This window comes from Mycobacterium sp. ITM-2016-00317 (genome assembly GCF_002968295.1).
Taxonomy (GTDB): Bacteria; Actinomycetota; Actinomycetes; order Mycobacteriales; family Mycobacteriaceae; genus Mycobacterium.
In genome coordinates this window covers 3,936,483-3,957,183 of sequence record NZ_CP134399.1, presented here as the reverse complement: position 1 = coordinate 3,957,183, position 20,701 = coordinate 3,936,483, and the positions used below count along the sequence as shown (strand labels likewise).

General features: G+C 67.4%; 19 protein-coding genes and 1 tRNA gene. 15 read left to right on the top strand and 5 right to left on the bottom strand.

Annotation, left to right across the window (positions count from 1 at the left end; all coding sequences use genetic code 11):
* The first annotated feature begins 44 nt into the window (after nt 1-44).
* From C6A87_RS18820 to C6A87_RS18795, 6 genes are read left to right on the top strand one after another with little or no spacing between them, the layout of a single operon-like run.
* The gene (locus C6A87_RS18820; protein ID WP_237024195.1) at nt 45-284 is read left to right on the top strand and encodes a hypothetical protein; all 240 of its coding nucleotides are present in this window, start codon (nt 45-47) and stop codon (nt 282-284) included.
* Complete coding sequence (locus C6A87_RS18815; RefSeq protein ID WP_311113673.1) at nt 235-1,860, top strand: sodium:solute symporter family protein; 1,626 nt, start codon at nt 235-237, stop codon at nt 1,858-1,860. Before C6A87_RS18820 ends, C6A87_RS18815 begins: the two co-directional genes overlap by 50 nt.
* Nucleotides 1,853-3,121 carry a M20 family metallo-hydrolase gene (locus C6A87_RS18810; RefSeq protein WP_311113672.1) on the top strand — a complete coding sequence of 423 codons (1,269 nt, stop codon included), beginning with the start codon at nt 1,853-1,855 and terminating at the stop codon, nt 3,119-3,121. The genes C6A87_RS18815 and C6A87_RS18810 overlap by 8 nt, the downstream gene beginning before the upstream one ends.
* A complete protein-coding gene (locus C6A87_RS18805) occupies nt 3,118-4,554 on the top strand; it encodes an amidase family protein (protein WP_311113671.1) in 1,437 nt (478 codons plus the stop codon). The genes C6A87_RS18810 and C6A87_RS18805 overlap by 4 nt, the downstream gene beginning before the upstream one ends.
* 47 nt (nt 4,555-4,601) lie before the next feature.
* On the top strand, nt 4,602-5,504 hold the full coding sequence (locus C6A87_RS18800; RefSeq protein WP_311113670.1) for a phosphotransferase: 903 nt from the start codon (nt 4,602-4,604) through the stop codon (nt 5,502-5,504).
* The gene (locus tag C6A87_RS18795; protein WP_311113669.1) at nt 5,501-6,475 is read left to right on the top strand and encodes a choline/ethanolamine kinase family protein; all 975 of its coding nucleotides are present in this window, start codon (nt 5,501-5,503) and stop codon (nt 6,473-6,475) included. The genes C6A87_RS18800 and C6A87_RS18795 overlap by 4 nt, the downstream gene beginning before the upstream one ends.
* A gap of 368 nt (nt 6,476-6,843) precedes the next feature.
* Here C6A87_RS18795 and C6A87_RS18790 read toward each other — a convergent pair.
* Together C6A87_RS18790 and orn are read right to left on the bottom strand one after the other, a co-directional pair.
* Nucleotides 6,844-6,919 (bottom strand) — tRNA-His (locus C6A87_RS18790).
* Between the two features lie 30 nt (nt 6,920-6,949).
* Nucleotides 6,950-7,585: an oligoribonuclease gene (orn, locus tag C6A87_RS18785; protein ID WP_311113668.1), complete on the bottom strand. Its 636-nt coding sequence runs from the start codon at nt 7,583-7,585 to the stop codon at nt 6,950-6,952.
* 82 nt (nt 7,586-7,667) lie between these two features.
* Between orn and C6A87_RS18780 the strand changes: the two genes are divergently transcribed.
* Nucleotides 7,668-9,275 (top strand): helicase HerA-like domain-containing protein, encoded by a 1,608-nt coding sequence (locus C6A87_RS18780; RefSeq protein ID WP_311113667.1) that lies wholly within the window; start codon nt 7,668-7,670, stop codon nt 9,273-9,275.
* Nucleotides 9,276-9,350: 75 nt separating this feature from the next.
* On the opposite strand, the gene cmrA is transcribed toward C6A87_RS18780, so the two are convergent.
* The gene (gene cmrA, locus C6A87_RS18775; RefSeq protein ID WP_311113666.1) at nt 9,351-10,157 is read right to left on the bottom strand and encodes a mycolate reductase; all 807 of its coding nucleotides are present in this window, start codon (nt 10,155-10,157) and stop codon (nt 9,351-9,353) included.
* A 25-nt stretch (nt 10,158-10,182) separates the two neighbouring features.
* On the opposite strand from cmrA, the gene C6A87_RS18770 reads away from it, so the two are divergent.
* Nucleotides 10,183-11,508: an MFS transporter gene (locus C6A87_RS18770; protein WP_311113665.1), complete on the top strand. Its 1,326-nt coding sequence runs from the start codon at nt 10,183-10,185 to the stop codon at nt 11,506-11,508.
* On the opposite strand, the gene C6A87_RS18765 is transcribed toward C6A87_RS18770, so the two are convergent.
* Nucleotides 11,505-12,290, bottom strand: coding sequence for an MmpS family transport accessory protein (locus tag C6A87_RS18765; protein ID WP_311113664.1), 786 nt, complete (start codon nt 12,288-12,290; stop codon nt 11,505-11,507). The two genes, C6A87_RS18770 and C6A87_RS18765, sit on opposite strands and share 4 nt — an antisense overlap.
* A 135-nt stretch (nt 12,291-12,425) precedes the next feature.
* On the opposite strand from C6A87_RS18765, the gene C6A87_RS18760 reads away from it, so the two are divergent.
* The 3 genes from C6A87_RS18760 to C6A87_RS18750 all read left to right on the top strand — a co-directional run bounded on the left by C6A87_RS18760 (nt 12,426) and on the right by C6A87_RS18750 (nt 14,749).
* Nucleotides 12,426-14,252: an alpha/beta fold hydrolase gene (locus C6A87_RS18760; protein WP_311117987.1), complete on the top strand. Its 1,827-nt coding sequence runs from the start codon at nt 12,426-12,428 to the stop codon at nt 14,250-14,252.
* Between the two features lie 86 nt (nt 14,253-14,338).
* Nucleotides 14,339-14,542 (top strand): hypothetical protein, encoded by a 204-nt coding sequence (locus C6A87_RS18755; RefSeq protein ID WP_003928317.1) that lies wholly within the window; start codon nt 14,339-14,341, stop codon nt 14,540-14,542.
* 45 nt (nt 14,543-14,587) lie between these two features.
* Nucleotides 14,588-14,749 (top strand): hypothetical protein, encoded by a 162-nt coding sequence (locus C6A87_RS18750; protein ID WP_311118167.1) that lies wholly within the window; start codon nt 14,588-14,590, stop codon nt 14,747-14,749.
* A gap of 21 nt (nt 14,750-14,770) precedes the next feature.
* Here C6A87_RS18750 and C6A87_RS18745 read toward each other — a convergent pair whose 3' ends face one another.
* Complete coding sequence (locus C6A87_RS18745) at nt 14,771-15,388, bottom strand: TetR/AcrR family transcriptional regulator (RefSeq protein WP_311117986.1); 618 nt, start codon at nt 15,386-15,388, stop codon at nt 14,771-14,773.
* A gap of 91 nt (nt 15,389-15,479) precedes the next feature.
* On the opposite strand from C6A87_RS18745, the gene C6A87_RS18740 reads away from it, so the two are divergent.
* From C6A87_RS18740 to C6A87_RS18725, 4 genes are read left to right on the top strand one after another with little or no spacing between them, the layout of a single operon-like run.
* A complete protein-coding gene (locus C6A87_RS18740; protein WP_311113663.1) occupies nt 15,480-17,060 on the top strand; it encodes a carboxyl transferase domain-containing protein in 1,581 nt (526 codons plus the stop codon).
* 5 nt (nt 17,061-17,065) lie between these two features.
* A complete protein-coding gene (locus tag C6A87_RS18735; RefSeq protein ID WP_311113662.1) occupies nt 17,066-19,060 on the top strand; it encodes an acetyl/propionyl/methylcrotonyl-CoA carboxylase subunit alpha in 1,995 nt (664 codons plus the stop codon).
* On the top strand, nt 19,057-20,217 hold the full coding sequence (locus tag C6A87_RS18730; RefSeq protein WP_311113661.1) for an acyl-CoA dehydrogenase family protein: 1,161 nt from the start codon (nt 19,057-19,059) through the stop codon (nt 20,215-20,217). Before C6A87_RS18735 ends, C6A87_RS18730 begins: the two co-directional genes overlap by 4 nt.
* Nucleotides 20,214-20,699, top strand: a complete 486-nt coding sequence (locus C6A87_RS18725) for a MaoC family dehydratase (RefSeq protein ID WP_311113660.1) — start codon at nt 20,214-20,216, stop codon at nt 20,697-20,699. Before C6A87_RS18730 ends, C6A87_RS18725 begins: the two co-directional genes overlap by 4 nt.
* Nucleotides 20,700-20,701 lie beyond the last annotated feature (2 nt).

Below are 20,701 nucleotides of genomic sequence, written 5' to 3'. Positions count from 1 at the left end.
ATTTGACGATGAAGGAACGCATTAGAGGCTTTAGTCGCCGATCGGTGGTGACCTTTTTCGGCGGCTTCTACGCACTGGCTCTGCTGTTCGCCCTCTTTCCGCCACTGTATCTGTGGGGCAGTGGCATCCGATTCGACATCCTGGGAATCCCGTTCGCGGTCATGTACTGGATCGTCAACGCGCTCATCCTCGGACTCACCCTGACGGCGTTCTACGTCGTCGAAGACATTCGCGGTGAACTCGACGACGACTCGCTGGAACCCATCGACAGCCTGGGAGGCTGACATGCTGATCATGCTCGCCATGTTGGCGGTGTTCTACGCAATCGTCGTAGCAATTCTCTACATCTCGCAGCAGAAGACTGCACCGACGTTCGACGAGTACGCGGTAGGTGGTCGTAGTTACGGGCCGTGGTACGTGGCGATGAGCTATGTGAACTCGTGGTGGCCCGGTTCCACGTTCATCGCCTTCTTCGGACTCGCCGCTGGTGCCGGGGTCTTCGGGCTGTACGGCCTTGCCTACTCGAGCCTCGGAGTGGCGATGATGTACTTCATGGCCACCCGGGCATGGCGCTGGGGCAAGAAGTACGACCTGCGTTCACAGCCCGATCTGCTGGGCAAGCGGTTCGACTCGTCGGCGGTCAAGGTGATCGCCAGCGTCATCGGGATCGTCTCGCTCTTCCCGTGGGTGGTGCTCGGAATGCAGGCACTGGGAACAGTTTTCGAGATTGCAAGTGATGGCGCATGGTCGGTTACCACCTGCCTGCTCGTCGGTCTCGCAGTCATCGTCATTCGGCAGTACTGGACTGTCCGGATGGGCATGCGCGGCCTGATCATGACCGACGCCTTTCAGGGCACGGTGGCGTACGTCTTCTCGGCGATCGTGTGCGTGGTGTTGCTGTCCGGCGCCGCGGGCAGCCCGATCAGCTTCGCCGACCTCAACGACGTCGCCGACAAGTACCTGGTGCTCCCCGGCGACGGCGACAGCTACGGGCCGCTCTACATCTTCGCGCTGATCTTCACCGGCGTCATCGGATCCCTCTGTTGGCCAACAAGTTTCCAGCGCATCTACACCGCCTCCAGTGTGCGATCCGTGAAATCCGGGACATTGTGCACCGTGCTGATCTCCGGCGTCTTCTACACGCTGTTGATGCTGGTCGGCATCGCTGCCACCGGGTTGCCCGACGTGGCCGCCGCTCCACAGGGGGGCTGGTTCAGCATCATGTCTGATTACGGCGGCACATGGATGTTGGGCCTCGGCGTCACGATCGTCTTCGCCGCGTCCATGGGCCACATCGATGGGAGCGTGCAGGTCTGCGGGCTTCAGATCGCCAATGACCTGGTCAACACCGAGAAGCGACCGCTCTCCGACAAGCAGTTGACTTACGTTGCGAAGACCTCGATGGCCGTGTTCATGGTGCTGGCAGGCGTCGTCGCCTATGCGACGTTCAACATGGAGCGGCTACAGCTTCTGGCGCAGATCTCCTACCAGGGTGTCGTGCAGCTTGCGGTTCCCCTGTTCCTCGGCATCTTCTGGCGCGGTGGCAACAAGCAGGGCGCTGTCGCGGGAATGGTGGTGGGCTTCGTGGTCGCGATGGTTCTGACGTGGATCTACCCCGATGACATCCGTGGGCTCGGCAGTCTGACCGGCGGTATCGTCGGCATCGCGGTCAACCTGGCGATCTTCCTGGGGGCTGCAGCGTTCATCAAGTCCGACGACGCGGAGAAAGCGAGAGTGGACGACATGTTCGCGGCCGCCAAGACCAGTGTGAAAGCACCGCCGCCGGTGCACGATGAATCCATGGACGGACAACTGCACGAGTTGGCCAAGACGTCGCGGGAGCAAGCGTTAGATGGCTGACCCGGGTTCGGACCTCTCCGACGCCGCTTTCCTCGCCGACTTCGCCGAGCTGTCGGAGATCGGCGTGACGGCGGGAGGCGGAGTGGACCGTGAAGCGGCCACCCCGGCAGATGGGAGGGCGCGCGACTGGTTGAGGGCGTGGTTCGACGACCATGGACTGCATTGCCGGGTGGACGCGGTCGGCAATATGTACGGCTGCGCTCGCACCACCGATGGTGGCCCAGAAGCCCCCCACGTCCTGGTCGGATCTCATCTCGACAGTCAGCCCACATCCGGACGGTTCGACGGTGCCTACGGTGTTCTCGCCGGTGCGTACGCGGTGGCAGCCGTGCTGGCCGACCCGCCTGGCGGGGCTCGGTACAACGTCGCCGCGGTGAACTGGTTCAACGAGGAGGGGTCGCGGTTCTACCCCAGTCTGATGGGCAGCGCTGTCTTCGCCGGCAAGCTCAGCGCGGACGACGCGCTCGACAGTGTCGGCAAGGATGGCGTGACGGTGCGGGAGGCATTGAACGCCATCGGATTCCATGGCGCCGACGCCGCGCCGCAGGCGAGCTGCTACGCCGAGATCCACATCGAACAGGGGCGCTCGTTGATCGACCAGGGGCTCGACGTCGGCGTCGTCACCAAGAACTGGACAGCGTACAAGTACACGATCACGGTGCACGGCGAGCAGTCCCACACAGGCGCCACCCACATGCGGTACCGCCGCGACGCCCTGGTCGGTGCCAGCCAGGTGGTGTTGGCCGTCCGTGCGGTGGCCGCCGAGTTCGGTCCCGACACGGTGCTCGGGTCGGTGGGCCGGATGACGATCGAACCCAACTCGCCCGTGGTGGTGCCCGCGCGCGTTCGGTTGATCGCCGACCTACGGGCACTTCGCGCTGATGACCTGGAGGCCGCGCATCAGTCGTTGATGGCGCGTGTTGCGGAGATCGCGAACGACGGCGAGGTGAGCGTCGACATCGAATCCGCCGCCTTGCGACCCTCGAGCAGCTACCAGGATTCCGGCATTGCCCTGGCAGGTGCGGTTGCCGACGATCTCGGCCTGACGTGGTGCGAGCTGCCGACGATGGCAGGCCACGACTCCGTGAACCTGAAGGACGTGGTGCCAACGGTGATGCTCTTCGTCCCCAGTGTCGACGGCATCTCCCACAACGAACGAGAATTCACCTCCGACGAGCAGATGCTCGCCGGGGTCCACATGCTCACGGCGACGACCCGCCGGATGGTCGCCGGCGCACTCGAGGCGGCCCCGGCCACGTGATCGACGACGTGCTCGACGCCGGGGCGGACATCGTTCGCTCCGGGTACCGCAGCGGGGCGTTCACGCCGGTGGACGTTCTCGAGCGCACCCTGGACCGGATCGAGTCCCGCAATCCGGTCATCAACGCCATGGCTCATGTCGACACCGAGGGAGCCCGGACCGCGGCGCAGGCCTCGGCAAGGCGATGGGCGTGCGGTGCGCCGCTGAGCCCGATGGACGGCCTGCCGGTCACCATCAAGGACAGCGTGCACGCGGCCGGCATGCCGTGGCGCCACGGCTGTGCCGCGTTCGGCCACCTCGCCGACTCCTCCGCCGACTCGCCTCCGGCCGCGCGCCTGAAAGAGGCCGGTGCCGTCATCGTCGGCAAGACCACCATGCCCGACTTCGGGATGATGGCCGCGGGCGTCAGTTCGCTATACGGGATCACTCGCAATCCCTGGGATCCCACTCGAAACCCCGGCGGTTCAAGCGCGGGAGCAGGCGCGTCGCTGGCAGCGGGCATCGGTTTCTCATCGGTGGGTTCCGACATCGCCGGGTCGGTGCGGTTGCCGGCTGGGCACTGCGGGCTGGTCGCGCTCAAGCCCACCCAGGGCCGCATCCCGCACACCGCGCCATCCACCGTGCGGTCGGCAGGACCGATGGGGCGTACCGTCGACGATGTCTTCGATCTGTACGACGTACTGACTGTGCCCGACCCGCGCGACCTGTGGAGCCTGCCGCCGGAGATCGGTCCGCCCGTACGAAATCCGCTGACACCGCACGGTCTTCGCATCGGGGTGCTGACCGATCTCGGCCACGGGTTCACCGCCGACGCCGCGGTGCTGGCGGTGGTCGCGGAAGCGGCGGCGGCGCTGCGCGATGCGGGTGCAGAGGTGACGGCGATGGCTCCGGTGTTCACTCCCGCCCGTGACGCGACGAGCCCAATCGCCGGCGACCCCTATCCAGCGCTGGACCGCTTGTTTCAAGTCCGGGCGCTTGCCGAACTCCAATCGATCCCACTCGAGCTGCGCGAGTTGGTGCACCCAGCCATCCGGCAGTGGTGTTCACCTGCTGCTGACCTTCACGCCACCGACTTCACACGCGACGGCGAGGCGGTGGCGAAGTCGGCGGAGCAAATGCGGGCTGCCTGTGCCGCATACGACTTCGTGATCGCTCCCGTCCTTCCGGTCGTCGGCTTCGCGGCGGAGGAATGCGGCCTGGATCCGTCACGGCCGTTGGCACACTGCGGGTTTACTGCCTGGTTCAATCAGACTGGTCAGCCCGCCGCGGCTTTGTGTTTCGGTATCAGCGACGCGATGCCGGTGGGCCTTCAGGTGGTGGGAGCGCGATTCGCCGACCGCGAAGTGCTGCGGTTCACCAAGTGGCTGGAGCGGTCCCGACCGTTCACGATCGCCTGGCCGGAGTTCGCGTCGACGCACACCGGAGGGAGATGATCTTGACGAGCACTACCCAACCGGCGATAGCCGCACAGTTGCATGCGATGGGGTTGTTCACCGACAGGCCCATCACCGCCCAACCCGTGCCGGCCATGGCCAGTCCGAGTTGGTGGAGCGCAGACTCGGACTGCTTCGACGTCCGTGCCGATGACTCCTTGGCGCCACGCGACGCCTTCGTGAAATCGATGATCGGGCACGCCGGTGCCTACGTCGACATAGCCGGGTCGTTCGATGCAGCCACTGAGGCAGGAGAGAACGGCGTGGGGCCGCGCGTGCTTGCGGCCGATGCAGATGCCGGAGTGCTGGTGCTGGAGAACCTGATCGACTCATCGTCGACGGCCACGCTGGACGTTTTCGACGACGATGCCCGGCTCGAGCAGCTGCTCACGCTAAGGGCGCGGGTGCACCTGTTCGGATCGATCTCCCGCACGGCTAGCGTTTTCGACGACATCCGGGCTCTCTCCGCGTTGATCCAGGCCAACTCCGTGCCGCTGCCGAAAGACTTCGGATGGATGATGCGGCAGCTCGACATGGCTGAGAAGCGGATAATGGCAACGGGATTCGACGTGGTGCCGTGCCACGGGGACGGCAATGTCTCCAACGTCTTGCTGACCGACGGTGGCGACATGCTTCTCCTCGACTGGGATGTCGCCGCGCAGATGGACCCGCTGCAGGATATCGGCGTGGTGCTGGCAGAGGTCCGCTCATTCGACGGGGACGCCCGGGCGGCGTTCGAGATCGCGTGGGGCACGTTTGATCAGTCGTTGTTCGACCGCGCGCGGGTCTACGGCGTCGCTGATTGCGTCCGGTGGGGAATGGTCGGTGCGTACGCCGACACCGCCCGGCCGGGCACCCTAGAGTACTCGAAATTCTCCGACTGGCAATTCGTGCGAGCACGTGCGGGCCTGGGCGACGTGCACTTCCACGATCGTCTGAGGAACCTGTGACCGCGGACGCGACAACACGAGACACCACCGGAAACCGGGAGGTGGGTACTGCTCGCACCGCCACCGAACGCCGCGTGGAGGAGGTCTTGCAGACGATCGCCCCGTGGCGCGGTAGGAAGATCGAGTATGCACCGGTGTTTGGCGGGCTGCAGAACAGCAACTGGCGTATCACGGTCTCCGGATCCGATAAGCGATACTTTCTCAAGATCCCCGGCGACGGTAGTGACGCGTTCATCGACCGTGTGGTCGCCAACGAGGCGGCCCGCCGCGCGGGCGAACGAGGAATCGGGCCCGAGCTGGTCTACTTCGATTCCGGCAGCGGGGTCGAGGTGATCGAGTTCCTCGAAGACTATCGGGCCTGCACCAACGGAGATTTCAAGGATCCGAGCATCCCCCACCAGATCATCGATCTCTACCGGGTGTTGCACGACGGCGCTCTACTCAGCGTCACCAAGACGGTCTTCGACATGATCGACGAGCATCTCGAGGGCGTCCACGAGCACGCCGTGAGGTTACCCGCCGATGCCGAACTGATTCTTGGCGAGTACCGAGTGGCGAAGTCGGCCATGCTGAGTTCAGGATTGGAACTGGTTGCCTGTCACAACGATCCGATGCCGGGCAACTTCCTTGTCGCCGTCGGCAAACAGATGAAGATGGTCGACTTCGAGTTTGCGTCGAACAACGAGCGCGCCTACGAGTTGGCCGTTTTGACCACCGAGATGTTCTACGGGGAAGAGCAGCTGCTGGAACTCGTGGAGGATTACTACGGCAGGGTGGACTTCGGCCTGCTGTCGCGAGTTCAGGTCTGTGGTGCGTTGGCAGACCTGAAGTGGGGATTGTGGGCCTGCGTCAATCAGCAGCTCAATTCCGCGTGGGATTTCGATTATCACAAGTACGGCTGCTGGAAGCTGATGCGGGCGCGCCTGAAGATGTCCGACCCGCGGTGGCCGTACTGGTTGACGGCACTCTGAGAACGTTCGCTCGGTTACGAGGGCCGCGGAAGTAATGCGGCGTGCCGGCGCGCTCAGACCCCCAACGCCTCGATCGCCTGGCTGATCCTGGTCGAACCGTCGGTAGTTCGAGGACGACGCGAGGCATCTCGAGGTTGTGGACGAGTTGTGCCAACGTGGCGGCGACGTTGTCTCGTGACACGGTGTGGATCACCGCGCGCGTCCCAGGCCGGTGCCACAGTCAGCTCGGCGGGACGCAGAATCACCCAGTCGAAGCCGCTACCGCTTCACCAGCTGCTTTGGCGATGCCGAAGTCAGAGCTTCGCTGACTCGGGCGACCGACAAAAGAAAGGAGCGCCGCCTACCGAAGTAGACGGCGCTCCCTCCGTTGGGGTGGCTGACGGGACTCGAACCCGCGACAGCCAGGATCACAACCTGGTGCTCTACCAACTGAACTACAGCCACCATCGCCGCTCGGAAAGCGGCTTGGTCATACTAGCTGCTCTTGTCCTCTGGAACCGAATCGCCGGGCGAATCCGGTCCGAGTTGGGCCGCGATGGCGGCAATGTCGCTGGTCGACGGCCCGGGCGGCGCCACGAAGGCCGTCTGGCGGTAGTACTTGAGCTCGCGGATGGACTCGTGGATGTCGGCGAGCGCACGGTGGGCCAGGCCCTTCTCCGGCTGACCGAAGTAGATCCGCGGGTACCAGCGCCGGCACAGCTCCTTGATCGAGCTGACGTCGATCATCCGGTAGTGCAGGAAGTCGTCGAGCTTGGGCATGTCGCGGGCGATGAAGCCCCGATCGGTGGCGATCGAGTTGCCCGCCAGCGGTGCGGTCTTGGCCTGCTTGACGTGCTCACGGATGTAGGTCAGCACCATGTCCTCGGCGGTGGCCACGTCGACGGTCGAGGCACGCACCTCCTCGACGAGCCCGGACTTGGTGTGCATCTGGGCGACGACGTCGACCATTGAGGACAACGCGTCGTCGTCGGCGTGGATGACCACGTCGAGACCGTCGCCCAGGATGTTCAGTTCCGAGTCGGTCACCAGGACCGCGATTTCGATGAGGAGATCGGACTTGAGGTCCAGGCCGGTCATCTCGCAGTCGATCCATACCAGTTCGTCACGCACAGCGCTCACAGTAAGCCCCGGCGCCACGGCGGGCAGACCACACCCGGCCAATCGCGGCCCGAACAGGGCTAATGTGCGACTCATGACCAGCGAGTCGGCGTCGACCGCCCCGCAGCAGATCGCCGCAGGTTATGCCGTCGACGGCGCGGCCCTGGAGTTGGGTTGCGTCGTGGTCGACGGGGTCTGCGACCCTTCGGCGCGGGTGCGGGTGCCGCTGTCCACCCTCAACCGGCACGGCCTGGTCGCGGGCGCTACCGGCACCGGGAAGACGAAGTCACTGCAGGTGATCGCCGAGCAGTTGTCGGCGGCCGGTGTGCCGGTGGTGATGGCTGACGTCAAGGGCGACCTGTCGGGGCTGTCGAGACCCGGCGAGCCCGACGACAACGTGCGCCGGCGTGCGGCCGACACCGGCGACGCGTGGGTCCCCACCGCGTATCCGGTGGAGTTCCTGTCGCTGGGCACCTCGGGCATCGGGGTGCCCGTGCGCGCCACGGTCAGCAGCTTCGGCCCGATCCTGCTGTCGAAGGTACTGGGTCTCAACCGAACTCAGGAGTCCACCCTGGGTCTGATCTTCCACTGGGCCGACCAGCAGGGGCTGCCGCTGCTGGACCTGAAAGACCTGCGTTCGGTGATCCAGTATCTGACCGGTGACGAAGGCAAGCCGCAGCTGAAGGCTCTCGGCGCGGTGTCCACCACCACCGCAGGGGTGATCCTGCGGGCCCTGGTCAATCTGGAGGCCGAAGGCGCGGACACGTTCTTCGGCGAACCCGAACTCGAGCCCGAGGACCTGATGCGGGTGGACGCGTCCGGCCGCGGGGTGATCACCCTGCTGGAGCTGGGCAGCCAGGCCGCGCGGCCGGTGATGTTCTCGACGTTCCTGATGTGGGTGCTGGCAGACCTGTTCACCTCACTGCCCGAAGTCGGTGACGTCGACAGGCCCAAGCTCGTCTTCGTCTTCGACGAGGCGCACCTGCTCTTCACCGACGCGTCGAAAGCGTTCCTGGCGCAGGTGGAGCAGACTGTCAAGCTGATCCGCTCCAAAGGCGTCGGGGTGCTGTTCTGCACCCAACTGCCCACCGACGTCCCCAAAGAGGTGCTCAGCCAGCTCGGCGCCCGGATCCAACACGCACTGCGCGCGTTCACCCCCGACGACCAGAAGGCGCTGACCAAGACGGTGCGGACGTACCCGAAAACCTCGGTGTACGACCTGGAGTCGGCGCTGACCTCGCTGGGCATCGGCGAGGCGGTGGTCACCGTGCTCTCCGAGAAGGGCGTGCCCACCCCGGTGGCGTGGACGCGGATGAGGGCGCCGCGTTCGCTGATGGACACCATCGGACCTGACGCGATCGCCGCCGCGGCGGCAGGCAGTGCGCTGCAGGCCGAGTACGGCCAGACCATCGACCGGGAATCGGCCTACGAGCGACTCGCGGCGAAACTGGCACCGCCACCGCCACCGCCACCGCCACCGATGGCCGCGCCGCCCGCCGCGCCGCCGCCCCCGGTCTACGTGCCGCCGACGGGGGAGATGCCACCGATGCCGGCGCCGGTGGACCCCGACGGCCCGGGCTTCCTGGACAAGATGATGGACAACCCGGCGTTCAAGAGCGCGATGCGGTCAGCGGGCACGGTGATCGGCCGCGAGATCACCCGCAGTATCTTCGGCACCGGCCGCCGCCGACGCAGGCGCTGACACCCGCCGAACATTCCACGCGGCGAATTCGCGAATTTCCGCGTGTGGAATGCACGTTCTGCGCAGAACGGAAGCTCAGTCGCCGCCGAGCTTCTTGTACACCGCGCCGACGATCGGGGCCACGATCGCGCGCGGGGCGTACCCGCTGGCCGCCGACATCGCCTTGGACGTGATGCCGGGCACGACGCGCATCTTGTTGCGGTCCAACCCATCCAGCGACACCTTGGCGGTGTAGTGGGTGTCGATCCACAGGAAGTCGGGGATCAGCCGCTCGACCAGCGACTGCTCGTCCGGGTCGGGCAGCTCGGTGCGCACGGGCCCCGGCGCCAGCACGGTGACGTGCACGCCCGCGTCCTTCACCTCGCCGCGCAGCGACTCGCTGAACGTGTTCACGAACGCCTTCGTCGCGGCATAGGTCGCGTTGTTCGGAATCGGGGAGTTGCCTGCCGCCGACCCCGAGATCAGGATCCCGCCTGCGCCGCGCTCCACCATGCCGGGCAGCACCGCCAGCACGAGATCGTGGACCCCGAGCACGTTGAGTTGCACCTGTTTCCGCTCTTCGGCTGGATCCAGCGAGGCCACCGGACCGAACGTCGCGGTGCCTGCGTTGGCGCACAGTATGGAGATGTCGCGGGTGGCCAGCTCCTCGCAGAACGCGGCGCGGGCCTGCGGATCGGCGAGGTCGACGGCACGCACCTCGACGGTCACCTCGTAGGTGTCGCGAAGACGCTGGGCCAGCGACTCCAGCACCTCTTCGCGGCGTGCGGTGACGATCAGGTTGTGGCCGCGGTGGGCGAGCTCTTCGGCGAGTGCCTCGCCGATGTTCTGGGATGCACCGGTGACGACGGCACGGGCATCCGCACTGGGAGCGGGGACGGGCATGCGCCGGACTATATCGTGGGCCACCATGACCGAGGTGTCGCCCACGACCGGACCACCCGCCCGTACCGCGACGCGCGGGCAGGTGCTGGCCTGGGCGATGTGGGATTTCGGGGCGACGGCGATCAATGCGATCGTGATCACGTTCGTCTTCACCGTGTACCTCACGGCCACGGTCGGCGACGACCTGCCCGGCGACACCAGTCCGGCGAGCTGGCTGGGCCGTGCGCTGGCGCTGGCGGGCCTGGTGGTGGCGCTCCTCGCACCGGTGACCGGGGTCTGGGTCAACGCGCCTGCCCGGCGCCGCCGCGCGCTGGCGCTGCTGACCGGGCTGGTCGTGCTGCTGACCGCGTCGATGAGCCTGATCCGCGACGACCACCGGTACCTGTGGCCCGGTCTGGTGCTGCTCGCGTGCACCGCGGCCTGCAGCGAGCTGGCGACCGTGCCCTACAACGCGATGCTGCGCGAGCTGTCGACCCCGGCGACAACCGGGCGGATCTCCGGAATCGGTTTGGCGCTGGGGTATTTCGGCAGCGTGCTGGCCCTGCTGGTGGTGTACCTCGGATTCATCGCAGGTGACGGGGACACCCGCGGCCTGCTGGGCCTGCCCGCCGACGACGGACAGAACGTGCGGGCGGCCATGCTGCTGGTCGCCGCGTGGTTCGCGCTGTTCGCGCTGCCGCTGCTGATCTCGGTGCCGCGTGCCCCGGCGCACGACCCGGCGGAGCGGGTGGGGTTCGCCGGCGCCTACCGCCGGCTGTGGACCGAGGTGCGCGACGAATGGCGACGCGACCGGAACTTCGTCTACTACCTCGGCGCGAGCGCGGTGTTCCGCGACGGGCTCACCGGCATCTTCACCTTCGGCGCGGTGCTCGGGGTGACCGTGTACGGGGTCTCGCAGGCCGACGTGCTGTTGTTCGGTGTCGCTGCCTGCGTGGTGGCGGCCCTCGGTGCGGTGGTCGGCGGCCGGGTCGACGACCGGGTGGGCTCCAAGCCCGTCATCGTGGCGTCGCTGACCTCGATGGTCGCCGTGGGCGTGGTGATGATGACGCTGTCGGGCGCGGCGGCCTTCTGGGCGTGCGGCCTCCTGCTGTGCCTGTTCATCGGCCCGACGCTGTCCTCGGCCAGGACGTTGATGCTGCGGCTGTGCGCGTACGGCAAGGAAGGCGTGACGTTCGGGCTGTACACGATGGCCGGGCGTGCCGCGACGTTCCTGGCGCCGTGGCTGTTCTCGGTGTTCATCGACGTCTTCGACAGCCAACGGGCGGGCATGGGCGGTCTGCTCGTGGTGCTGGTGCTCGGCCTGCTGCTCTTCCTACCGGTACGCGCCCCGGGGCGGCCGCCGATCGGTTAGCGCCGGGGAGTGCAGATGGTCAGGCCGGCGCCGGTGCGCTGATCCAGTTGCGCGCCGTCGACCGTGATCGAGCAGGTCACCTCCCGGCCGACGTTGATGATGCTGATGCTCGCCGACTCCTCGGCCGGCTGGGGCAGCGCGACCTCTTTGCTCCACGGCAGCATCACGTTGAACTCGGTCTGCAGCAGCCCACCGGTGTCGACATAGGTGATGTTGATGGCCCGTCCGGTACCCGCCACGGTGTAGACGACGGCGTCGGTGGCACCCGGCACCGTCGGCTCGGTGGGTGACGTGGACGGCCGCGTCGGGGCGGGCAGCACCGGCGTGCTCGGCCGGGTGGTCGGCGTCCGCGACGTCGTGGTGGGGGTCTGGGTGGTGAACGACGGCTCCGGGGCCGCAGGCAGCGGGGCCACCACCGTCTGCTGCTCCGAGCTCTTGACGATCACCAGCGCGATCACCAGCCCGATGACCAGGAGCACCGCCACACCCGCGACGACCCACAGCCACCGCGGCGGCTTCGGGTCCTTCGGGGGCTCGCCACCCGGGCTGTGCGGTGGCTGCGGCGGATACTGCCCGGTCGCGTACGGGTCGTATCCGTACGGCGAATAGGCCGGGAGGCGCTCGGTGGGCTGCGGCGCCGAGGGCGGCTGGTAAGGCTGGCCGTACGGCGCCTGGCTGGCGTATGCGGGGTCGGAGTAGCCCGGGTAACTGGGGTAGCGCTCCTCACGTCCGCCCCGCCCCGATCGCTCCTCACGTCCGCGGTCCCACGGTGACTCCGTCATGACCACCTCATTGCTGCAGGGTACCTGTGCAAGCCCTCAGCGGGTCCCGGCACCGGCCCCCACCACATCGCCGCCGCCGACCGTGCACAATCGGGAACCGTGGCAGAACAGGTACGCCGGATCTACGGCGCGTCGATGTCTCCTGACGCCACCGCGTTCGCCCATCTCGTCGACGACCGCGGATACCCGAGGGCGGTGCAGCGGTTCCTGCAGGGGTGGCGGGCGAGCTCCTCGCGCGATGTCGAGCTGCCCGTCGTCGGCCCCGTCACCCGGGTGATGCACTCGGCCGACGGCCACTGGCTGGCGTGTCAGGTCGCGCCCGAGGGCGGGACCCGCAGTCAGATCTGGGTCGTCACAACCGATCCCGACGACCGCGCCGCGCGCAGGATCGACAGCTGGGTCTCCGGGGTGGAAGGCACCGCGGAACTGATCGGGTGGGACGGTTCCCAGGTGGCCGCGATACTGACGGGCGAGGACGGGGTGGGCAGCTCGTGTCTGCTCGACCCGGCCGGGGCGGGGGTCACGGTGCTCGACCGGCGGTCGGGCGGCCGGCTCGTCGACTCCTGGTGCGGGGCGTCCCTGGTCCGCGTGGGGCCTCGGGGTTACCGCGACCTGATCATGTTGCACGGGCTCACCGAGACCGCGCTGCTGCCATACGATCCGGGCTCGACCACCGACACCGGCGTCATCCTCGACGACCACAGCCCGCGTCGGCTGCGTTCCGGGCCGGAGGGCGAGACCACCGAGCTCTACTATCCGGCCAAGGAGTACGGGCTCAACAGCACCGAAGGGTATGTGCGGGCGCTGATCCGCAGCGAGAACGGTGCCCAGCACGCGCGTCTGCTCGAGGTAACCGTGACCGCGGACGGGGTGTCCTACCAGGTGCTGGCCGAGCGGCCGGGCTACGAACTCGACGAGTTTGCCGTCAGTGACGACCTCTCGACCGTGGCGATGTTGTGGAATGTGCACGGCGCCAGCGAATTACAAATCCTGGAGTACGCCGACCAGACCCTCAAGGAACCGATCCCGCTGCCGGGCATGGTGGCCAGCGAACTGAGCATCAGCGCAGGCGGGTCCATGCTGGCGGTGACCGTCGAGGGTCCGTCGAATCCGCCGACGGTCGAACTGGTCGACCCGCGCACCGGTGAGTGGGAGCTGGTGGACCGCGAACCCAGCAGCGGTCCGGTGTCGGCCGACCCCACACTGGAGACGATCATCGCCCGCGACGGCCTGGCGTTCAGCGGGTGGCTGTTCCGGCCACCCGAGGGCGTGGAGACGATCGGGGCGATGATCTTCCTGCACGGCGGGCCCGAAGGACAGGGCAGGCCCGGCTACAACGAGTTCTTTCCGGCGCTGCTGGACGAGGGGATCTGTGTCTTCCTCCCCAACGTGCGCGGGTCCGGCGGTTTCGGCCGGGCGTTCATGCACGCCGACGACCGGGAGCGCCGGTTCGCCGCGATCGACGACGTCGCCGACGCCGCGCGCTTCCTCGTGGGCAACGGCCACGCACCCGAGGGCCGGGTGGCGTGCTGTGGCTGGTCCTACGGCGGCTACCTGACCCAGGCGGCGCTGGCGTTCCACCCCGACGAGTTCGCCGCGGGAATCAGCATCTGCGGCATGAGCGACCTCAACACCTGGTATCGCAGCACCGAGCAGTGGATCGCCGCGGCCGCCTACCCCAAGTACGGCCACCCGGTCAGCGATCAGGACCTGCTCGACCGGCTGTCGCCGTTGCCGCGCGCGCACAAGGTGACCGCGCCGCTGCTACTCGTGCACGGGCTCAACGACACCAACGTGCCGCCCGCGGAGTCGCGGCAGATGTACGACGCGCTGAGCGATCTGGGCCGGCCGGTGCAATTGCTGACCTTCGACGACGACGGCCACGAGATCGACAAACGCGAGAACCGCGCCGTGCTGCGAAAAGCAATGGTCGAGTGGCTGTGCGACGCTTTCGCCGGATGACCTGACACCACGAGGTTTGCCGCAATTTTCTTCGGGGTAAAACTCTGCTGCGCGCCACAAGGTCGCGCAGACGGAGGAGGCACGGCATGCGAGGCGCTCTCGGCGTCATTGTGCTCGTCTGGTTGTTGATCGGCGTGTTCGCCGCCTATCAGCGCGATTACTTCACCGGTGGCGAAACCAATTGCGCCACAGCCGGAAGTATCGCGTTGACGGTAGTGGCGGGTCCGTTGAATTACGCGGGCGTGAATCCGAAGGTGACGGATTGCAACGTTCCGCAACCCAGTCAGTGACATCACTGACGCAGACAACTGAATAACACCACCAAAAGGAAGAGAGTGACCATGATCGTCCTGGGCGCGATTCTGCTGATCCTGGGTCTTATTTTCGGTATCTCGATCCTCACCTACATCGGTGTGGTTCTGCTCGTGATCGGTGCCGTGTTCTGGGTGCTGGGCTCCGTAGGCCGGCCCGTCGGTGGCAGAAAAGTCTGGTATTAGCCCTCTGCGGGGGGTTTCACCCTAAGACCGTAGTTCGGCCGAGGTCAGCGCCGCGATCGTCATCGCTTTGAGGACGGTACGTGGGCCGGCCTCGGCCGAACTCGTCAGACCGGGCTTCACGCCGTGCGGGGTGGAGTTCAGCAGACCGAACGCCGCGTGTGCCATCAACCGGGCGTCGGCCTCGGACAGTTGCGGGGTGCGTCGACGCAGCACCTCGACCCAGATCTCCACATACTGGCGCTGCTTGCGCCTGACCTGCCGCTTGGCCGCAGCGGGTAGGTTGCCCAGGTCGCGGTCCTGGATCCGGATGAGATCCGGTTCGCCGAACGCGAAGTCGAGGTGGAACTCGACCAGGTTCTCCAGCGCGGTGTCGGCGTCGCCGGCTTCGGCGACCACCTGGGCGCCGCCGGCCAGCAACCGCGTGCTGATACCGACCAACAGCTCCACCAGTAGCGCTTCCTTGTTGGGGAAGTGCCGATAGATCGCGGGCCCGCTGACCCCGGCGGCCGCCCCGATGTCCTCCAGCCGCACCGCGAGATAGCCGTGCTCGGCGAACAGCCGCTCCGCGGCGGCGACCAGTTGACTGCGCCGATCGGACTTGGCGCGGCTGCGCGGAGAGGACGCGTCGGTGGACGTCATGGTGAACCTCCCGCCGGTGCTGGACATCATCAGTTAATGGTGATTAACATATCACCCGGTTAGTCGTCATTAACTATAAGGCGGTTCAGCGATGGCAGCGCGGACATCTCATCGGGACAGCCATGTCGCGCTGGTCGACCAACTGCGCGGCAAGCTCGCCGCGGCAGCGCTCGGCGGGTCCGAACGCGCACGTGAGCGGCACGTCAGCCGCGGAAAGCTCCTGCCGCGCGACCGCGTCGACGGACTGCTCGACCCGGGCAGCCCGTTCCTGGAACTGGCGGCGCTGGCCGCCGACGGCATGTACGACGACGAGTGCCCCGGTGCGGGCATGATCGCCGGGATCGGGCGGGTCTCCGGACGCGAATGCATGATCGTGGCCAACGACGCCACGGTCAAGGGCGGCACCTATTACCCGATCACGGTCAAGAAGCATCTGCGCGCTCAGGAGATCGCGCTGCAGAACCGGCTCCCGTGCATCTACCTGGTCGACTCCGGTGGTGCGTTCCTGCCGCGCCAGGGCGAGGTGTTCCCCGACCGCGAACACTTCGGCCGCATCTTCTACAACCAGGCGACCATGAGCGCCAACGGAATCGCGCAGATCGCCGCGGTGCTCGGTTCGTGCACCGCCGGTGGCGCCTACGTGCCGGCGATGAGCGACGAGGCCGTGATCGTCCGCAACCAGGGCACCATCTTCCTCGGCGGCCCGCCGCTGGTGAAGGCCGCCACCGGCGAGGTCGTCACCGCCGAAGAGCTCGGCGGCGGAGATCTGCACTCCAAGGTGTCCGGGGTGACCGATCATCTGGCCCACGACGACCGCGACGCGCTGCGCATCGTGCGCAAGATCGTCGGCACGCTGGCCCCGAAGGCGCCCGCCCCGTGGGAGATCGCACCGACGGTGCCGCCGGTCGCCGACCAGACCGAGCTCTACGACGTCGTCCCGGTCGACTCCCGGGTGCCCTACGACGTGCACGAGGTGATCACCCGCATCGTCGACGGACCTTCCCCCGGCGCTTCGCTTGCCCAAGGTGGTGAGTTCGCCGAGTTCAAGGCCGAGTACGGCACCACGCTGGTCACCGGGTTCGCGCGTATCCACGGCCATCCCGTCGGCATCGTCGCCAACAACGGCGTGCTGTTCGGGGAGTCCGCGGTCAAGGGTGCGCACTTCATCGAGCTGTGCGACAAGCGAATGGTTCCGTTGTTGTTCCTGCAGAACATCTCCGGGTTCATGGTCGGCCGCGATTACGAGGCGGGCGGAATCGCCAAGCACGGTGCCAAGATGGTCACCGCGGTGGCCTGCGCGCGGGTGCCGAAGCTGACGGTGGTGATCGGGGGCTCCTACGGCGCAGGGAACTACTCCATGTGCGGGCGGGCGTACTCGCCGCGCTTCCTGTGGATGTGGCCCAACGCCCGGATCTCGGTGATGGGGGGCGAGCAGGCGGCCTCGGTGCTGGCCACCGTCCGCGGTGACATGACGCCCGAGGAGGAAGAGGCGTTCAAGGCGCCGATCCGTGCCCAGTACGAGGACCAGGGCAACCCCTACTACTCCACCGCGCGGCTCTGGGACGACGGCGTCATCGACCCCGCGGACACCAGAACCGTTGTCGGACTCGCACTTTCGGTGACCGCCCAGGCGCCCCTGGAGCCGGTGTCCTACGGCGTCTTCAGGATGTGAGCCCCATGACCGACAACCTTTTCGACACTGTCCTGGTCGCCAACCGCGGCGAGATCGCGGTACGGGTGATCCGCACGTTACGCGCCATGGGGATTCGTTCGGTGGCGGTGTTCAGCGACGCCGATGCCGGCGCTCGCCACGTCGCCGAGGCCGACGTGGCTGTGCGCATCGGGCCCGCACCGGCCCGCCAGAGTTACCTGTCGATCGACGCGCTGCTGGACGCGGCCCGCCGCACAGGCGCTCAGGCGGTGCATCCCGGGTACGGATTCCTCTCGGAGAATGCGCAATTCGCCGACGCGCTGGGCGCCGCCGGGATCGTGTTCATGGGTCCGCCGGTGTCCGCGATCCAGACGATGGGCGACAAGATCTCGGCGAAGGCGGCCGTCTCGGCCTTCGGCGTACCTGTGGTTCCCGGGGTGTCCCGTCCCGGACTCACCGACGACGACCTGATCACCGGAGCGGCCGAGGTGGGCTTCCCGGTGCTGGTCAAACCGTCCGCGGGGGGCGGCGGCAAGGGCATGCGCGTCGTGCACGACGCCTCCGAACTACCTGCCGCACTGGCCAGCGCGCGCCGCGAGGCCGCCTCGGCGTTCGGCGATGACACCCTGTTCCTCGAGCGGTTCGTGCTCAATCCGCGCCACATCGAGGTGCAGGTGCTCGCCGACACCCACGGCAACGTGGTCCACCTCGGCGAGCGTGAGTGCAGCCTGCAACGCCGGCACCAGAAGGTCATCGAGGAGGCGCCGTCACCGCTGCTGGACCCGCAGACCCGGGCCCGCATCGGCGCCGCCGCCTGCGACACCGCGCGCAGCGTCGACTACACCGGCGCAGGCACCGTCGAGTTCATCGTCTCCGCCGACCGGCCCGACGAGTTCTTCTTCATGGAGATGAACACCCGGCTGCAGGTGGAACATCCGGTCACCGAGATGGTCACCGGCCTGGACCTGGTCGAGCTGCAGGTGCGTGTCGCCGCGGGCGAGAAGCTGCCGGTCGCCCAGGACGACATCCGGCTCGACGGTCACGCCATCGAGGCCCGCGTGTACGCCGAAGACCCGGCCCGCGGCTTCCTGCCCACCGGCGGTGACGTCATCGGACTGCGCGAGCCGTCGGGCCCCGGCGTGCGGGTCGATTCCGGCATCACCCGCGGCACGGTCGTCGGCAGCGACTACGACCCGATGCTGGCCAAGGTGATCACCCACGCAGACGACCGCGCGGACGCGCTGCACGCGCTCGACAAGGCGCTCGCCGACACCGCGGTGCTGGGGCTGACCACCAACGTCGAGTTCCTGCGCTTCCTTCTCGCCGACCCCGACGTGGTCGCGGGTGATCTCGACACCGGGCTGCTGGACCGGCGGCTGCCCGATTTCGTGGTCGCGCCCGCCTCTGACGACGAGCTGATCGCCGCGGCCGCCTACCGCTGGCTCCGGTCGTGGCCGGACGCGCCGTCGAGTCCGTGGGAGCTGCCCTCGGGGTGGCGGATCGCCGGTCGCGCCCCGACACCGATCCGGCTGCGCGCGGGGGAGCGGACCGACCACGTCTGGCTCACCGGTTCCCCGGACGACGCGACGGCCACCGTCGAGGGAAGCGAGAGCCGAACCCTGCGCGCCACGGTGACCGGGGACCGGCTCGTCGTCACCGTCGACGGATTGCGCACCGAGTACCTGGCCGCCCAGACCGGCGGACAGATCTGGCTGGCCCGCGCCGGCCGGGTGCAGCTGATCGAAGAGGTGCGGGAAGCCCCGGTGCGGGCGGACGACGCCCACAGCGGTGACGCCGAACTGACCAGCCCGATGCCGGGGGCCGTGGTGGCCGTCGGAGTCGAGGACGGAGCGACCGTGTCGGCGGGCACCGTGGTGGTCACCGTCGAGGCGATGAAGATGGAGCACGCGCTGTCCGCCCCCGTCGACGGGGTGGTCGACCTGCTGGTCGGTGCGGGTGAACAGGTGAAAGTGGGTCAGGTGCTGGCCCGGATAACGGCAATCGAGGAGCCGCAGTCATGACAGATTTCCTGGCCACCGGGACCCTTCCCGATCATTACGCGCAGTTGGCCAAGACCGTGCGGGACTTCGCGCAGAGCGTGGTGGCGCCGGTGGCGGCCAAGCACGACGAGGAGCACTCGTTCCCGTACGAAGTGGTGTCCGGGATGGCCGACATGGGCCTGTTCGGGCTGCCGTTCCCCGAGGAGTACGGCGGCATGGGCGGCGACTACTTCGCGCTGTGCCTGGCGCTCGAAGAACTCGGCAAGGTCGACCAGAGCGTGGCGATCACCCTCGAAGCCGGGGTGTCGCTGGGCGCGATGCCGGTCTACCGCTTCGGCAACGAATCCCAGAAGCAGGAGTGGCTGCCGCTGCTGGCCAGCGGAAAAGCCTTGGGCGCGTTCGGCTTGACCGAAGCCGGCGGCGGCAGTGACGCCGGCGCGACCAAGACCACGGCCCGGACGGATGGGTCAACCTGGGTCATCAACGGCACCAAGCAGTTCATCACCAACTCCGGCACCGACATCACCAAACTGGTCACCGTCACCGCCGTCACCGGAGAAACCGATGGGAAGAAGGAGATCTCGGCGATCCTGGTGCCGGTGCCGACGCCGGGGTTCACCGCCGAGCCTGCCTACAACAAGGTCGGCTGGAACGCCTCGGACACCCATCCGCTGAGCTTCGACGACGTACGTGTGCCGCACGAGAACCTGCTCGGCGAGCGCGGCCGCGGCTACGCCAACTTCCTGCGGATCCTCGACGAGGGACGGATCGCGATCGCCGCGCTGTCGGTCGGCGCCGCGCAGGGATGTGTGGACGAAAGTGTCAAGTACGCCAAGGAACGTCAGGCCTTCGGCCGGGCGATCGGCGCGAACCAGGCGATCGCGTTCAAGATCGCGCGGATGGAGGCCAGGGCGCACGCCGCGCGTGCGGCCTACTACGACGCGGCGGCGCTGATGCTGGCGGGCAAGCCGTTCAAGAAGGCCGCCGCGGTGGCCAAGCTGGTCTCCAGCGAGGCCGCGATGGACAACGCCCGCGACGCCACACAGATCTTCGGTGGCTACGGGTTCATGAACGAATATCCCGTCGCCCGGCACTACCGCGACAGCAAGATCCTCGAAATCGGCGAGGGCACAACGGAAGTCCAGTTGATGCTGATCGGGCGGGAGCTAGGGCTGTGAGCGACAAGAAGATCGTCGTCCAGCGCGGGCTGTGGTTCGAGGAGTTCGAGACCGGTGTGCTCTACCAGCACCGTCCCGGGCGCACCATCACCGAGGCCGACAACGTGCTGTTCACCACGCTGACGATGAACACCCAGGCGCTACATCTGGACGCGGCGTTCTCCGATGCGCTGCCGCCGTTCCACCAGCGCCTGGTGAACTCGATGTTCACCCTCTCGACGCTGGTCGGGCTGTCGGTCGCGCAGCTGACGCAGGGCACCATCGTCGGGAACCTCGGTTTCAGCGAGGTCGCCTTTCCGAAGCCGCTGTTCCACGGCGACACGCTGTACGCCGAGACCGAGGTCGTCGACAAGCGGGAGTCCAAGAGCCGCCCCGGTGAGGGCATCGTGACCTTCGCCCACACCGGACGCAACCAGCACGGCGACGTCGTGGCCACGGCTTCGCGCAAGACGATGGTGCGCAAGCGCCCCGAGGGGGAGTGACG